13 protein-coding genes are annotated in these 14,441 nt (G+C 68.4%); all 13 read left to right on the top strand.

What is annotated here, in order from left to right; translation table 11 throughout:
- The first annotated feature begins 17 nt into the window (after positions 1-17).
- The 13 genes from G6N75_RS13010 (at position 18) to G6N75_RS12950 (ending at position 14,431) form a co-directional block, all read left to right on the top strand.
- Complete coding sequence (locus G6N75_RS13010; RefSeq protein ID WP_165348796.1) at positions 18-1,268, top strand: mechanosensitive ion channel domain-containing protein; 1,251 nt, start codon at positions 18-20, stop codon at positions 1,266-1,268.
- Positions 1,258-2,205 (top strand): patatin-like phospholipase family protein, encoded by a 948-nt coding sequence (locus tag G6N75_RS13005; RefSeq protein WP_165348795.1) that lies wholly within the window; start codon positions 1,258-1,260, stop codon positions 2,203-2,205. Before G6N75_RS13010 ends, G6N75_RS13005 begins: the two co-directional genes overlap by 11 nt.
- A 130-nt stretch (positions 2,206-2,335) precedes the next feature.
- A complete protein-coding gene (gene proV / locus G6N75_RS13000; RefSeq protein WP_165348794.1) occupies positions 2,336-3,544 on the top strand; it encodes a glycine betaine/L-proline ABC transporter ATP-binding protein ProV in 1,209 nt (402 codons plus the stop codon).
- A 3-nt stretch (positions 3,545-3,547) separates the two neighbouring features.
- Positions 3,548-4,399, top strand: a complete 852-nt coding sequence (locus tag G6N75_RS12995) for a proline/glycine betaine ABC transporter permease (RefSeq protein ID WP_346765534.1) — start codon at positions 3,548-3,550, stop codon at positions 4,397-4,399.
- A gap of 116 nt (positions 4,400-4,515) precedes the next feature.
- The gene (locus tag G6N75_RS12990) at positions 4,516-5,316 is read left to right on the top strand and encodes a glycine betaine ABC transporter substrate-binding protein (RefSeq protein ID WP_240901154.1); all 801 of its coding nucleotides are present in this window, start codon (positions 4,516-4,518) and stop codon (positions 5,314-5,316) included.
- 164 nt (positions 5,317-5,480) lie between these two features.
- On the top strand, positions 5,481-6,629 hold the full coding sequence (locus G6N75_RS12985) for a hypothetical protein (RefSeq protein ID WP_206203122.1): 1,149 nt from the start codon (positions 5,481-5,483) through the stop codon (positions 6,627-6,629).
- A complete protein-coding gene (locus tag G6N75_RS12980) occupies positions 6,613-8,247 on the top strand; it encodes an ABC transporter ATP-binding protein (protein WP_165348792.1) in 1,635 nt (544 codons plus the stop codon). Before G6N75_RS12985 ends, G6N75_RS12980 begins: the two co-directional genes overlap by 17 nt.
- Before the next feature lie 10 nt (positions 8,248-8,257).
- On the top strand, positions 8,258-9,103 hold the full coding sequence (locus G6N75_RS12975; RefSeq protein ID WP_165348791.1) for an alpha/beta hydrolase: 846 nt from the start codon (positions 8,258-8,260) through the stop codon (positions 9,101-9,103).
- Positions 9,104-9,131: 28 nt separating this feature from the next.
- Positions 9,132-10,292 carry a porin gene (locus tag G6N75_RS12970; protein WP_165348790.1) on the top strand — a complete coding sequence of 387 codons (1,161 nt, stop codon included), beginning with the start codon at positions 9,132-9,134 and terminating at the stop codon, positions 10,290-10,292.
- Between the two features lie 10 nt (positions 10,293-10,302).
- A complete protein-coding gene (locus tag G6N75_RS12965) occupies positions 10,303-11,286 on the top strand; it encodes an aspartyl/asparaginyl beta-hydroxylase domain-containing protein (RefSeq protein WP_165348789.1) in 984 nt (327 codons plus the stop codon).
- Between the two features lie 93 nt (positions 11,287-11,379).
- Positions 11,380-12,237 carry a DUF6502 family protein gene (locus tag G6N75_RS12960; RefSeq protein ID WP_165348788.1) on the top strand — a complete coding sequence of 286 codons (858 nt, stop codon included), beginning with the start codon at positions 11,380-11,382 and terminating at the stop codon, positions 12,235-12,237.
- Between the two features lie 177 nt (positions 12,238-12,414).
- A complete protein-coding gene (locus G6N75_RS12955) occupies positions 12,415-13,845 on the top strand; it encodes a DUF5666 domain-containing protein (RefSeq protein WP_165348787.1) in 1,431 nt (476 codons plus the stop codon).
- 103 nt (positions 13,846-13,948) lie between these two features.
- Positions 13,949-14,431 carry a cyclic nucleotide-binding domain-containing protein gene (locus G6N75_RS12950; protein WP_165348786.1) on the top strand — a complete coding sequence of 161 codons (483 nt, stop codon included), beginning with the start codon at positions 13,949-13,951 and terminating at the stop codon, positions 14,429-14,431.
- The last annotated feature ends 10 nt before the right edge of the window (positions 14,432-14,441 follow it).

Raw genomic sequence — 14,441 nt, 5'->3', positions numbered from 1 at the left:
CCTGCGAGGCCTGAGGCGTGCCCGAGGGCCCAGGCTGGCTCGTCCGCCTGCAGGGAACACCGTGGCTCGAAAGCACGGTGTTCCTTGCCGGCCTTCTCCTGCTGGCCTTTGCCGCCGACTGGCTGACCAGGCGCGTCCTGCTGCGGCTGGTCGGCCGGGCGGTCGCCGCCTCCTCCACGCGCTACGACGATGCCCTGCTGGGGCGCGGGGTGATCTCGCGCCTCGCCCACGTGGTCCCAGCCGTGGTCATCTACCTCGGCATCCCGCATGTGCCCGGGGTACCGGAGGCGGCCGCGCTCGTGACCCGCAGCGTGGCCAGCGCGTACATGATCCTCACGGTGGCGCTGGCCTTCGGGAACCTGCTCAACGCGCTCGGCGATATCTACGAGGCCGCGAATCCGGTCCGGGCCCGCAACAAGCCCATCAAGGGCTACCTGCAGCTGGTCAAGCTCGTCGCCTTCATCGTCGCGGCGATCCTGGTGCTCGCGGTGCTGATCGACCGCTCGCCCCTGCTGCTGCTGTCCGGCCTCGGCGCCATGACCGCTGTGCTCTTGCTGGTGTTCAAGGACACCATCCTCTCCTTCGTCGCCTCGGTCCAGCTGTCCGGCCAGGACATGCTGAGGGTCGGCGACTGGCTGGAGATGCCGGCCCTGAACGCCGACGGCGACGTCATCGACATCGCCCTGCACACGGTCAAGGTGCAGAACTGGGACAAGACCATCACCACCATCCCGACCTGGCGCCTGATCAACGAGAGCTTCAAGAACTGGCGCGGGATGAGCGAAGCCGGCGGGCGGCGCATCAAGCGGGCGCTGTACATCGACCAGGGCTCGATCCGCTTCCTGAGCGACGAGGAGCGCGACCGCATGCGCCGCTTCGCGCTGATCGACGAGTACCTGGACCGCAAGAAGAAGGAGCTGGAGGACTACAACCAGCGCCTCCTGGCGGAGGGGCGCGACCCCGTTAATACGCGCCGGGTCACCAACATTGGCACCTTCCGTGCCTACATCGCCGCCTACCTGGCGGCGCACCCGCGCGTGCACCAGGGCTTGACCCGCATGGTGCGCCAGCTCCAGCCGGGGCCCGAAGGCCTGCCGCTGCAGATCTACTGCTTTACCAGCACCACGGCCTGGGCCGAATACGAGAGCATCCAGGCCGACATCTTCGACCACCTGTACGCCATCCTGCCGGAGTTCGGGTTGCGGGTATTCCAGGCGCCGGCCGGGGGGGACATCCGCCAGGCCCTCGTACCCCGCGATGCCGGCTGAGCGCGCCTGCTGCCGGCGGCTCGCCTTGCTGTTCGCCGTCGTCCTGGCAGCGGCCCCCGGGCCGGCTGCCCTCTTCGCCTCCGCTGCCCCGCCGGCGCCCTCCATCGGCCTCGCGCTCGGCTCCGGGGGCGCGGCAGGCCTGGCCCACATCGCCATGCTCGAGGTCTTCGACGAGCTCGAGTTGCGTCCGCAGGCCATCGCCGGCACCAGCATCGGCGCGGTGATGGGCGCCCTCTATGCCGGCGGGCTCGACGCCGCTGAAATCGGGGCGGTGTTTCGCGAGTTCGGCGGCTCGCGCCTGGACCTGCTGTCCGGGCTGCTGGAGGCCGACGGCGGCAGCCCCGTCACCGGCCTGCTGGAGACGGACCTGATCAACGGGGGCCTGGTGGATATCGACGGCTTCCTGGAGTTCCTGGGCGGCAAGATCGAGGCCCGGACCTTCGCCGACCTCGAGATCGAGCTCAGTGTCGTGGCCACCGATTACTGGACTGGCGAAACCCGGGTCATCAGCGAGGGCGAGCTGTTCCCGGCGCTGGCCGCCAGCATGGCCGTGCCCGCGCTGTTCGCGCCCGTCGAACGCGGCGGCGCCCTCCTCGTCGATGGCGGCACGTCGAACCCGCTGCCCTTCGACCTGCTCCAGGGCAGGCACGACATCGTCGTGGCAGTCGACGTGACCGGGTCGCGCCGGGCCGGCGATGACGAGGCCTCGCCGGGCATGCTCGAGATGCTGTTCAAGACCTTCGAGATCATGCAGCAGTCGCTCATCGCGCTGCGACTCGCCGGGGATCCGCCGGATATCTACATCAAGGTGGATACCAGCGGCATCCGTCTGCTCGATTTCAACCGCATCGACCAGGTACTCGAACAGGCGGCGCCGGCCGCGCAGGAGCTCCGCCGCCGACTGGAAGAGCACGTGCAGCGCGCAGCGCGCGACTGAAGCGGCGCATCGCTGCGGGCTGCAGCCGGAACTGCTATCCTAGCGCGGTTGAATTCGAACCTTACGGTCGCAGACCCATCCTCGTAGCCTTGGCACCATCGGCCGCGCGGGTCCCGTCCACGACAGTGGAATGAGCGAGACTCCGGCCACCGAGAAACTCGTCATCGAGGATCTTTACAAGATCTTCGGTCCGGAACCCGAGAAGGCGCTGCGCCTTCTCGAGCAGGGCCTGTCCAAAGACGAGATCTTCGAGCAGACCCGTACGACCGTCGGCGTGCAGGACGCCAATTTCAGCATTCGCGACGGCGAGGTCTTCGTCGTGATGGGCCTGTCCGGCTCCGGGAAGTCCACGCTGGTCCGCATGCTGAACCGGCTCATCGAGCCGACCCGCGGTCGGGTGCTGCTGGATGGCCAGGACATCACCCAGATGAGCCGGCGCGAGCTCATCGAGATGCGTCGCCGCCAGATGAGCATGGTGTTCCAGTCTTTCGCCCTCATGCCCCATCGGACAGTGGTGGACAACGCCGCCTTCGGCCTCGAGGTTTCCGGTTCGCCGCGGGAGGACCGCCGCGAGCGCGCCATGCGGGCGCTCGAAACCGTCGGCCTCCGGCCGTTCGCCGACAGCTACCCCGACGAACTCTCCGGCGGCATGAAGCAACGCGTGGGACTGGCGCGCGCCCTTGCCACCGATGCCCCGATCCTGCTGATGGACGAGGCGTTCTCGGCTCTCGACCCGCTGATCCGCACCGAAATGCAGGACGAGCTGGTGCGCCTGCAGGAGCAGGAGGCCCACACCATCGTCTTCATCTCGCACGACCTCGACGAAGCCATCCGGATCGGCGACCGGATCGCGATCATGGAAGGCGGCGCGGTGGTGCAGATCGGCACGCCCGAGGAGATCGTCACGCGTCCGGCCAACGAATACGTGCGCTCCTTCTTCTACGGCGTGGACGTCAGCAAGGTCTTCAGCGCGGGCGATATCGCCGAGAACAAGGCCCTGACGGTCTTCGAGCGCCCGGGCGTCAACGTCCGCGCCGCCCTCGCGCAGCTGCGCGACCACCATCGCAACCTGGCCGTGGTACTCGACCGCGGCCGCAAGTTCCGCGGGCTGGTGAGCGTCAACACGCTGGCCACGGCCGAACGGGCAGGCCGCGAGCCCAAATGGGACCAGGCCTTCATCCCCGGCGTCGCACCCGCACCGAAGAACATGGAGCTGTCGGAGGTGCTGTCGCTGGTCGCGGGCAGCGAGCAGCCGGTGCCCGTGGTCGATGAGAACGGCACCTACCTCGGCATCATCGATCGCAAGATCCTCCTCCAGACACTCGACAAGGCAGGCTGAGCCGTGGCGCGCGCACAGGACCAATTCACGATCCCCATCGGCGACTGGGTGCAGGGCGGCGTCGAGTGGATCCAGGACAACCTCACCGGCGTGCTGGACGGGATCTCGGACGGCCTCACCTTCGTCATCGACGGCTTCGAGGACGGATTGCTGGCGCTGCCGCCGCTCGGACTGGCGCTGGCGATCGTGCTCCTGGCGGGGTGGCGCGTCGGCTGGCGGTTCGGGGTCTTCGCGGCCGTGTCCATGATCCTCATTTTCGGCATGCAGATCTGGGACGAGACCATCTCGACCCTGGCGCTGGTGATCGGCTCGAGCCTGCTGGCGCTGATCATCGGCATTCCCATCGGGATCGCGATGGCCCGCAGCGACGGGGTGGAGATGGTGATCCGCCCGGTGCTGGACTTCATGCAGACCATGCCGCCGTTCGTTTACCTCATTCCCGCCGCGATCTTTTTCGGGCTCGGCAAAGTGCCGGGCGCGATCGCCACCCTTATTTTCGCCATGCCGCCCGCCGTCAGGCTGACCAACCTCGGCATTCGCCAGGTCAGCGAGGAAAACGTCGAAGCCGGGCTCGCCTTCGGCTGCACTCCTCGCCAGCTGCTGTTCAAGGTCCAGCTGCCGCTGGCAATGCCGTCCATCATGGCCGGCGTCAACCAGACCATCATGCTGGCCCTGTCGATGGTGGTGATCGCCTCCATGATCGGCGCCGGCGGCCTCGGCAACACGGTACTCACCGGCATCCAGCGCCTGGATGTCGGGCTCGGCTTCGAGGGTGGCCTCGGCGTCGTGCTCCTCGCGATCCTGCTGGATCGCATCACCCAGAGCTTCGGCGCGGAGCGGCGCAATCCGCATTGAGCGCCGGGCGCTGGCCTGTTCCATTCAAGCGACAAGAGGGACGTTCCATGACAGGACGCATTTTCCGCAAGCTATTCATCATCGCCACGCTGACGCTGGGCGCGGGGGCGCAGGCGATGGCCCAGGAACCCATCAAGATCGGCTGGACCGCCTGGTCGGACGCCGAGTTCGTCACCAAGCTGGCTGCGCGAGTGATCGAAGATCGCTTCGGCCGTGAGGTCGAACTGATGCAGACCGACATCGCTCCCCAGTACCAGGGGCTTTCGACCGGCAGCATCGACGTGATGCTGATGTCCTGGCAGCCGGACACGCATGCCGATTACGTCGAACGGGTGGGCGCAAAGACGGTCAACCTCGGCCTGCTGTACACCCATGCGCGCCTTGGCTGGGCGGTGCCGAACTACGTGCCGGAGAGCGAGGTGAAAAGCATTGCCGACCTGGCCAAGCCCGAGGTGCGCGAGCGGCTCGACGGCACCATCACCGGGATCGATCCCGGCGCGGGCCTGACCCGCCTGTCCCGTGAAGCCATCGACGCGTACGGCCTCGACGGCTATGAGCTCCAGGTTTCATCAGGCGCCGGCATGACCGCCGCCCTGCAGCGCGCCGTGCGCCGCGACGAGTGGATCGTGGTGACCGGCTGGAGCCCGCACTGGAAATTCGGCGCCTATGACCTGCGTTACCTGGAAGACCCAGAGGGCGTGCTGGGCAGCTTCGAGCGCGTGCACGCAGTGGCCCGGATGGGTTTCTACCAGGAGAATGTCGAGGTGGCCTCCTTCCTGTCACGCATGCAGATCCCGATCGATGACCTGCAGGCCGCCATGTACGAAGCCCAGGAAACCTCCTACGAGCAGGCCGTGAGCGACTACATCGCCGCGAACGCCGCGCGCATCGATTACTGGGTGACCGGGGAACTGTAACCACGCACGAGACCCCGGTCGTGAAGAAGGGCGTCCTTTGGGCGCCCTTTTTTTATCGCCCGGGGGTTGACTATTTCATATTTGGGGTTATTCTCCCCACATATGAACTTTCACCCCTGACCTGCCCCCTCCCGGCAAGCGCCGGCCAAAAGGAAGTCCGCCTCATGACCAGTGAAGCCTCGATCTCGAATATCGCGTGCGAGCCGTGTCCCGGGGAGGCGGATACCACCAGCCCCGCCGGCCAGGCGCTACCCCTCGCCAAGGAGCGCCTGGCCGCTGCGCGGGCCGCGTTCGTCACCCGGCGGGTGGAACTGGGAGACGCCCGAACCCTGCTCACGAAGGCCGCGCCCCGGGCCGGCGACGTGGTGCTGGCCCGCGTCAAGCGCCTGCGCCACCACGCCAAGCTGCAGTGCGCCAACGGCCGCCGGGTCCAGCTCTTTCACGGCGACGAGATCGTGGTCTGCTACGGCGACCGGTATGCGCCCCAGCAGTTCGAAGCCTACGTCCCGGCTACCATCGGCCCGTGCCACCTCGTCGCCTCGGGCGGCGTGGCCGCGCAGGCGGTGAACTGGCACCAGCGGATCCAGCGCGGCCCGACCGAGATCGAGGTGCTGGGGATACTCGGGGACGCCGACGGCCGCGCCCTCAACCTCCGGCACTACGCGCTGCAGCCGCAGCGGAGCGAGGTCCCGCGCCCTCGCCTGATCGTCGTTGCCGGGACCTCGATGGACTCCGGCAAGACTACGGCCGGTGCTCACCTGGTGCGCGGGCTCAGTCGCGCCGGCCTGCGCGTAGGCGCTGCCAAGGTCACGGGGACCGGCGCCTGCAACGACTATTTCCTGATGCAGGACGCCGGCGCAGCCGTGGTACTGGATTTCACCGACGCAGGGCATGTTTCTACCTATCGCGTCGGCGAGCCGGCGATCCGGCGGATCGTGGAGACCCTGAGTGCGGAACTCGGGCGCCATGAGCTTGACGTCGCGGTGCTCGAGGTCGCCGACGGGCTGGTCCAGGCGGAAACCGCATGGCTCCTCAGCGCGGCCTGGTTCCGGCATGCCATCGACGGGGTCGTGTTCTGCGCCCAGGACGCCATGGGCGCGAAGGCCGGCGTGGACTGGCTGGAACAGCGCGGCCACGAAGTGCTGGCCGTGTCCGGCGTGTTGACCGCGGCGCCGCTGGCGATGCGGGAGGCGGGTGACCTGGTGCAGCAACCGGTGATCGGTCTCGACGGCCTTTCAGATCGCTATGTCTCCCGTTCCCTCCTGGCCCGCGACGCTCGCGGCGCGGAGCTGTGCAATGCCCGCGCCGGCTGAGTCGCTCCCGCTCGACGTCCGCGCGGCGGCCGCCGCCGCGCCATGGCATTTCGCGGCGCTGCTGGCCAACGCCGTCGCCCAGGCCGCCTGCACCGTAGCGCTCGCGCTGGGCGCCCGCGCGGCGATCAATTCCGGGCTGGGCGCGGTGACGATAGCGGTGCTCGTCGCGGCCGCGCTCGGCGGCGCCTGGCTCCGCGGTCGCGAGCGCGTCGACGGCGAGGCGCTCGGCCAGCGCTTCGTCCATGGCGTGCGCCTGCGGCTGTTCGATCACCTGCTGGCCGTGCCGTCGCGTGATCTCAGCGAGCGCCCGAAAGGGGGCGCGCTGGTGCGTTTCGTGGGCGACCTGCAGGCGATCAAGTCCTGGATCAGCCGCGGCCTGGCGCAGCTCATCGTGGCGCTGCCCATGCTGGTGGCTTCCGTGGCCGTACTGGGCTGGATGGACCCGGTGCTGGGCATCACCGCGGCCGTTCTGGTGGGCGCCGGTGCGATCGGCGCCGCCCTCCTGGCACGCCCGCTGGCGGACGCCAACCGCGAACTCCGTAACCGCCGCGGCCAACTGGCACGTTTCGTCACCGAGATGATGGGCGCCGCCCCCTCGGTGCAGGCGCACGGCAAGGAGCTGCGCGAGCAGCGGCGTCTCGATACGCGCGGCGAGAAGGTCATCGAGGCCGCCTGTGACCGCGCAGTGCTCGTCGGGCGGGCGCGAAGCCTGGTGCAGCTGCTCGGCTCGGGCGCCCTGCTGGCCGTCCTCATCATCGGCGCCGCGCGACTGCAGGCGGGTGAGATGGTGGCCGCGCTCACGATCGTCGCCTGGCTCACGACACCGATCCGGGATCTCGGGCGCGTGTTCGAATACTGGCAGGCCGCAGCGGTCGCCCGGGAGCGGATCAGCGCGTTCTTTCGCTGGCCGCAGCTTCCCGGCGTGCGCAACGGCCGGCGGCTGCGCCGGCCCGGCGGCGAACTGCGCTACGAAGGCGTGGTGGCCTGCCCGGGCGGCACGCCGCTGGACCTGGCCCTCGAGCCCGGCAGCGTCACGGTCATCACCGGCCCGAACGGCTGCGGCAAGAGTTCGCTGCTCGCGGTCACGGCCCGGCTGCAGGCGCCGGTGGCCGGCCGGGTGCGGCTCGGCGGCCAGGACCTTGCCCTGGTGCGCAACCGCGACCTGAGACAACACATCGCGATCGTCGGCCCGGATCTCCCGCTCATTCGTGGCTCGGTGCGGCGCAACGCGAGTTACCGCAGCCGGGGCATGACGGCTGAGGCCTGCCGCGCGCTGATGCGGCGCTGCCGGCTGGAACATCTCGTGGAGAACGGCGGCGATTCTCCGGCCCGTATCGCGGAGGCCGGCCTCAACCTGTCCAGCGGGGAGCGTCAGCGCCTGGCACTGGCCCGGGCGCTGTGGCCCGAACCCAGCGTGTTGCTGCTGGACGAGATCGACAATCACCTGGATGCCGAGAGCCTCGAGGTGCTGCGCAGCGTCATCGCCGCTTTCCCGGGCACGGTCATCATCGTCACCCACGACCCGCGCCTGCTGGATGCGGCCGAGCGCGTGATCGAACTGGGGGCAGACGGCGCCGTGGCCAGCGACCGCCGCCGGCCGGCGGCGGCCGTGGCCTAGGAGGCGCCGCGTGACCCGTTCACCCCTGCCCGCAGGCATCCCGGCAACACACCGCCTGGCAATCGACCACCGCACCCGTTACCTGCGATTCCTGCCCCGCAACCCGGACCCCCAGCGTCCTCCGCTGGTTTGCGTGCACGGCATCAGCCGGGATGCGGAGGGCCATTTGGCAGCCTTCATGGACTGGGCCGAACGAACTGGCACCGAGCTGCTGGCGCCGCTGTTCGATCGCCGCCGTTACCGCGGCTACCAGCGGCTCAAGTCGTCGAACCGCACGCTGCACCCGACGGCAGCGCTGGACGCCATCCTCGACGAGACCGTCGGCCACCGGCCTTGCCTGTTGTACGGGTTCTCCGGGGGCGCCCAGTTCGCCCACCGTTATGCCCTCGTGCGCGCGGAGCGCGTCGCCGGCATGGCCCTGGCTGCGGCAGGCTGGTACACCTTCCCGACCGCCGCGGCGAGCTTCCCCTACGGACTCGCGCCCGGCCGACTGCCCGGGTCGCTGGTGATCGACTTCGCGGCCTTCCTGCAGCTGCCGAAATGTGTCCTTGTCGGCGACCGGGACGTGGAACGCGACCCGTCGCTGCGTGCCAACCAGGTGCTGGACCGCGAGCAGGGCGATAACCGTCTCGCCCGCGCCACGGCCTGGGCGGCTGCCGTCAACCGCGCGAGCGAGAAAACCGGCCAGGCGCCGGCCTGCCGGCTCGTCGTCGTGCCCGGCGCGGGGCACGACTGGCAGGAATGCTACGAGCGTGGGCGCATGCATGAACTCGTCACCCGCTTTTGCGACGACCTGTGGCGCAGCCGGCAAGAACACCATCGGCCCGTCGACGCCACGCGCGTCGCCGCCCACTGACAAACCTACCGAACTCATGGAGATGATGATGCAAAGTCCCTGGAATCGTTACCTGGTGATCGCCGCTCTTGCCCTGGCACCTGCGGTGGCCGCCCAGGGGGCAGAGACTTCGGTCACGCTGGAAGACGGCGCGAAAGTAGCCTGGGACGACGATCGCTACCTGCGTCTCGGCGCCCGCATCCACTACGACCTGGCCCGCTTCAGCGACGATGTCACCTTGCTCGAGGACGACCAGGACTTCCGGCGGGCGCGCCTGATACTGCGCGCCGGCTACGACGACTGGCAGTTTCGCGCCGACTACGACTTGGGCCTGGTGGACGGCTGGCGCAGCCTGTACGTGCGCTACGGCGGCTGGCAGCGCGTGCGGGTCACCGCAGGCAACCAGGTGGCGCCCTTTTCCCTGGACGAGCTGTCGAGCTCGAACGACCTCGCTTTCCTGGAACGGTCGCTCGCTTCCGCCCTGAGTCCCGCGATGCTCACGGGTGTTGCCGCCAGGACCTGGGGGAAGAACTGGAGCGCGACGGCGGGCGTGTTCGGCGACGAACTCAGTGATCTCGACCGGCGCACCGCCGACGGAACCTCGGTTATCGGCCGGTTCACTTATGCGCCCATCCGCAAGCGGCGCCAGGTGCTGCACTTCGGTCTCGCCCACGAGTACCGCTCGATAGACTCCAACGCGGAGGTGCGCATCCGGGCGCGCCCGGAATCGCGGCTTACCGATGAGCGCCTGGTGGACACCGGCGGCATTGCCGGCGTCGACAGCCTCTCCACCACCGGGCTGGAGCTGATGGCCATCCTGGACAATGTGCGGCTGCAGACCGAGTACATGCTCATGAGCCTGGACGGCGGGCCCAGCGACGCGGACTTCAGCGGCGGCTATGTCCAGGCGAGCTGGCTGGCAACCGGGGAGCGCTACCGCTACAGCCGTTCCCGCGGCGTGCCGACGGCGGTGCGCCCGAAAGGCGACTGGGGCGCCCTCGAACTCTCCCTCCGCTACAGCATGCTGGATCTCGATGACGGGCTCGTCACGGGCGGGGAACAGACGCAGGTCACGGCCGCAGTGTCGCTGTACCTGACCGAGAACTTGCGGACCAGCCTCAACTACAGCCGCTACGATGCCGCGCCCAACAGTGACGGCATCGACGAGGACGGTTCAATCCTGATGTTCCGCTTCCAGGTTGCCTTGTAGGAGAATGGCCATGGAACACTTCCGCCTCATTCGCGCTGGCGTCGACCTCGAGCCCCTGCGCCGGGAACTGGCGCAGCACTCGAGCGCCTGGGATCTTCAGGTGGGTCGCCAGCTTACGGCGCCCGCGCAGCGTCATACCAACGCGATACCGATCCGGGGGCTCAGGCGGTCCTGCATCCGGGGGCGCCGCCGGCGGGACGTGCACGAGAGTCGCTGGACGTCGCTGTCCGCGCAGTTTCCCGCCACCGTGGCCTTCATCGAGGCGTTCGCCGCCGAGCAGCGCGGCTCGCCGGGCCGCGCGCGGTTCGCGTCCCTGCCGCCGGGCAAAACGGTGTTGCCGCATATCGATCGCGGTGAATATTACCGTCTGCGCGATCGCTACCACCTGGTGATCCGGAGCCAGACCGGCAGCCTGCTCAACGCGGGTGGTGAATCGGCCCGCATGCGCGAGGGCGAGCTGTGGTGGTTCGACAACAAGGCCGTACACGATGCCTGCAATGACTCGGGGTCGGATCGAGTCCACCTGATCTTCGACCTGCTGCCCGCGGATGCGGAACCGTCCGCGCTGGTCGAAGATCCCGCCAGGCTCCTGGCAGCGGAGCTGGCTGCCCGGGAGGAACGGTCGGTCGAGGAGGTGGCCCGCGCGGTCGCGCTCTACGTCGCGGCACGGGGCCGGCCGGAGCGCTGGGCTCGCACGCTCACCGCTGCGAACCTGCTGGAACTGGCGCAGAAAAAGCCCCTCGGGGCACTCGCGCGCTTGTTCTGGCCCGGTCTGGGCGGTGCGGCGCGGGCCCGACGTGAATCCGCCGTTGCCTGGTCACTCGGGCTGCTGGACACGGGCTGCATCCGAGCCGAGGAAATCTCCCGGGCGATCGCCGAAGCCGGGGGGCTCGATGCAGTACACCGGGCGTGGCGGGCTGACCCTGACCGCGCCATCTACGATTTTCGCCGGAACGGGCCGCAAGCGGACAGCGCCGCCGTCGCCTCGGGCTGAATACAGGCACCGGAAGCCACGATGCGATCGCACGGCCAGGGATTGACATTCCTATATGTGGGGTTAGCCTCCCCAGATGCAATTTAGGTCGCCATGAGTAACGACGATTTCAAGTCAGCCATCGTAGAGGCCGCCAGCCGCGCCCTGCGTCCGCTCGCGCGCATGCTGCTCGCCAGCGGCCTGACTTTCCGCGAATTCAACGCCCTTGCCCGTCGCGTCTTCGTCTCCGTGGCGACGGACGAATTTGGCCGCGGCGGCCGTCCCACCAACGTCTCACGCGTGTCGCTCATGACGGGTATCGCACGCAAGGAAGTGAAGAAACTGCGGGACGAGCTGGCCCAGCAGGATCCGCCGGCCCCGGCGTTGCGCAAGACGACGGAGGCCACCCGCGTGCTCAGCGCGTGGCATGAATCACCGGGGTACCAGGACGCGGATGGCGCTCCGCTCGCGATCCCACGGGAAGGCCCGGCCCCTTCGTTCGCAGCACTGCACCACGAGCATGGCGGCGACATCCCCGCCTCCACATTGGAGAAAGACCTGGTCCGGACCGGCGCGGTCGGCATCGGCGAGGACGGTCGCCTGCGTGCGCTCACCCGATACTTCATGCCGTTGCCCCTGGAGGCGGATGCGGTGGATCGGGCCGGCGACGTATTGATGGCGATGGGCAACACCGTGACGCGCAACCTGACGCGGAAGCCGGGCAGCGTCGGGCGCTTCGAAGGGCGGGCCACCCACCCGCAGATTCCGGCGCGAGCCGAAGCCGAATTCAGGCAGTTCCTCGAAACAGAGGGCATGCGTTTTCTCGAGGCCATGGACCGCTGGCTGCTGCAACATGCACCCCAGTCCCCTCACGAAGCCAAGGATGCGATCCGCCTCGGCGTCGGCGTCTACCAGATCACCGAGCCACCTGAAAGCGGGACCCCCGCTCCGCCTGCCAAGCCGAACTCCTGAACATCCTCCACCGAAGGGAACTCGATCATGATTGAACTCTTGTCCAAGCTCGCAAAGATACACCGGCCCACGGCCGCGCTCGCGGTCGCCGCGGCCCTGGCTGCGTGCGGCGGCGGCTCGGGCGGGTCGTCCGGCGACGGCTCTGTCGTAACCCCCCCTCCCGGCGGTGGCGGCGGCGTGACCCCGCCCCCGGGCGGCGGCGGCGACCCGAGCATCGGCATCGATCGCGGCGGCCTGCTGTACGCCGAGATCACTGCATTCGGCAGCATTGTCGTCAGGGGCGTTCGCTACGACACGACGAACGCCGCCGTCACCGTCGACGACTTGCCCGCCGCCCAGTCGGCCCTGAGCGTCGGCGACGTGGTGCTCGTGGCAGGCACGGTCAATGAAGACGGCGTGACCGGCGTGGCCGAGCGCGTGATCGCCGACGATGTACTCGAAGGCGCGGTGGACTCCATCGACCTGGCGGCGGGCCGGTTCACGGTGCTGGAGCAGACCGTCATGGTCACCGCAGACACCATCTTCGATGACGACTTCACACCGCGTACCCTCGAAGGGCTGACCACCGGGGACGTCGTGGAAATCGCCGGCTTCATCGGGGACGGCCAGTTCATCGCGACCCGCGTGGAACGCGACGATGACAACGACGGCTTCGAGATCGTGGGTTACGTCACCAGCCTGGACAGCGGCGCCCGCACGTTCGCCATCAACGGCCTGGCCGTCGACTACTCCGGGGCGAGCCTGGACGACGATTTCCCGGCTGGCGCGATTGCCGACGGCGACCTCGTCGAGGTCGAGGGCACTGTATTCGACAGTGGCACCCTGTTCGCCGACGACATCGACTTCTGGGGCAACCGGCCACGGCTGCTCTGCGACGACTTCGATGGTGACGACGATGACGGCGATTGCGAGGTCGAGATCGAGGGCTACGTCTCGGCAGTGACTTCAGACACCAGCTTCGAACTGAATGGCATCCGCGTACTGATCAACGCCGACACCGCGTTCGAGGACGGCACGGCGGCCGACATCGCGATCAATGTGCAGCTCGAGGTCGACGGCTTTATCAACGCGGACGGCGTGATCGTAGCCGAGGAAATCGACTTCGAAGACGATGACCGGCCGATCGAGATCGAGGCCCCCGTACAAGCGATAGACCTCGGCAACGGCCTGGTCACACTGCTGGGCATCCGTGTCCAGATGACCGCCACGACCCGGTTCGAGGACTTCAGCGCCGCCCAGGCATTCCCGTTCCGCGCCGAGGACATTCGGGTCGGCGATTACCTGGAGATCATCGGCACACCAGCCGCAGATGCCGGTGCAGACGTCGTCGCGACCAAGATCGAGCGCGCCGACGACGATGACAATGACGTTTCCCTGCAGGGCTTCGTCGAGAGCCTCGCCCTACCGGACCTCGTGATCCTGGGCGTCACCGTGCAGACCACGGCGAACACCGAGTTCGAGTTGCGTGACAACGACGATGCGTCCCAGGCGGAGTTCTTTGGCGCCATCCAGCCCGGTGAGCTGGTCGACGTGCAAGGGATCCAGATCAGCGAAGCCGCCATCCTGGCCGACGAGGTCGAACAGGAGGACGACGAGATCGACGACTGAGCCGGTCGGGCGTCCCGGAGCCCCTGCACACCGGGGCTCCGGGACGCGGTAGAATTGCTGCTGACGATCCTCATCCCTCGCCCGGAGCATTTGGGACAGCACCATGACCACCCTCGACAAGTCGGCCGCGATCTCCCAGTCCATCCTCGGCGCCGAGCTCGACGCCGGCGAACTCGAGGCCCTTGCGGGCGTGATGGGCGTGGCGACCACCCGCAAGGGTGACTACCTGGTGCGCGAGGGCGAGGCCCGGCGGACCCTGTTCATGCTCGCCGACGGCCGGCTCAGCGTCTGCACGCACGGTGACGAGGGCGAACACGCCATCTACCAGCTGCGCGCCGGCGAGGTCGCCGGCACGCGCGCCTTCCTGGATGGCTCGCCGCGCAAGGCGGGCCTGCGGGCGGACGCCGACAGCACCGTGTTGACACTGGAGCCAGAGGACTTCGAGGGCCTGGTGGAGCGCCAGCCCTGGGCGGTCTACAAGGTCATGCGCTCGCTGTTCCGAGTCACCCATGCCAACCTGATGCGGATGAACCTCGAGAGTACCGAGCTGCGCAACTACATGATGAAGACCGGCGGGCGCTACTGAATCCCGCCCG

The sequence above is a fragment of the Thioalkalivibrio sp. XN8 genome (assembly GCF_011058255.1).
Lineage (GTDB): Bacteria > Pseudomonadota > Gammaproteobacteria > Steroidobacterales > XN24 > XN24.
This window is presented reverse-complemented; position numbering and strand designations above follow the sequence as displayed.

What these genes read in the sequence shown, in the direction of transcription:
- G6N75_RS13005 (WP_165348795.1), top strand. Translation starts at nt 1,258, where the DNA reads ATGCCGGCTGAGCGCGCCTGCTGCCGGCGGCTCGCCTTGCTGTTCGCC.
- proV (WP_165348794.1), top strand. Translation starts at nt 2,336, where the DNA reads ATGAGCGAGACTCCGGCCACCGAGAAACTCGTCATCGAGGATCTTTAC.
- G6N75_RS12990 (WP_240901154.1), top strand. Translation starts at nt 4,516, where the DNA reads ATGGCCCAGGAACCCATCAAGATCGGCTGGACCGCCTGGTCGGACGCC.
- G6N75_RS12985 (WP_206203122.1), top strand. Translation starts at nt 5,481, where the DNA reads ATGACCAGTGAAGCCTCGATCTCGAATATCGCGTGCGAGCCGTGTCCC.
- G6N75_RS12980 (WP_165348792.1), top strand. Translation starts at nt 6,613, where the DNA reads ATGCCCGCGCCGGCTGAGTCGCTCCCGCTCGACGTCCGCGCGGCGGCC.
- G6N75_RS12970 (WP_165348790.1), top strand. Translation starts at nt 9,132, where the DNA reads ATGCAAAGTCCCTGGAATCGTTACCTGGTGATCGCCGCTCTTGCCCTG.
- G6N75_RS12965 (WP_165348789.1), top strand. Translation starts at nt 10,303, where the DNA reads ATGGAACACTTCCGCCTCATTCGCGCTGGCGTCGACCTCGAGCCCCTG.
- G6N75_RS12960 (WP_165348788.1), top strand. Translation starts at nt 11,380, where the DNA reads ATGAGTAACGACGATTTCAAGTCAGCCATCGTAGAGGCCGCCAGCCGC.
- G6N75_RS12950 (WP_165348786.1), top strand. Translation starts at nt 13,949, where the DNA reads ATGACCACCCTCGACAAGTCGGCCGCGATCTCCCAGTCCATCCTCGGC.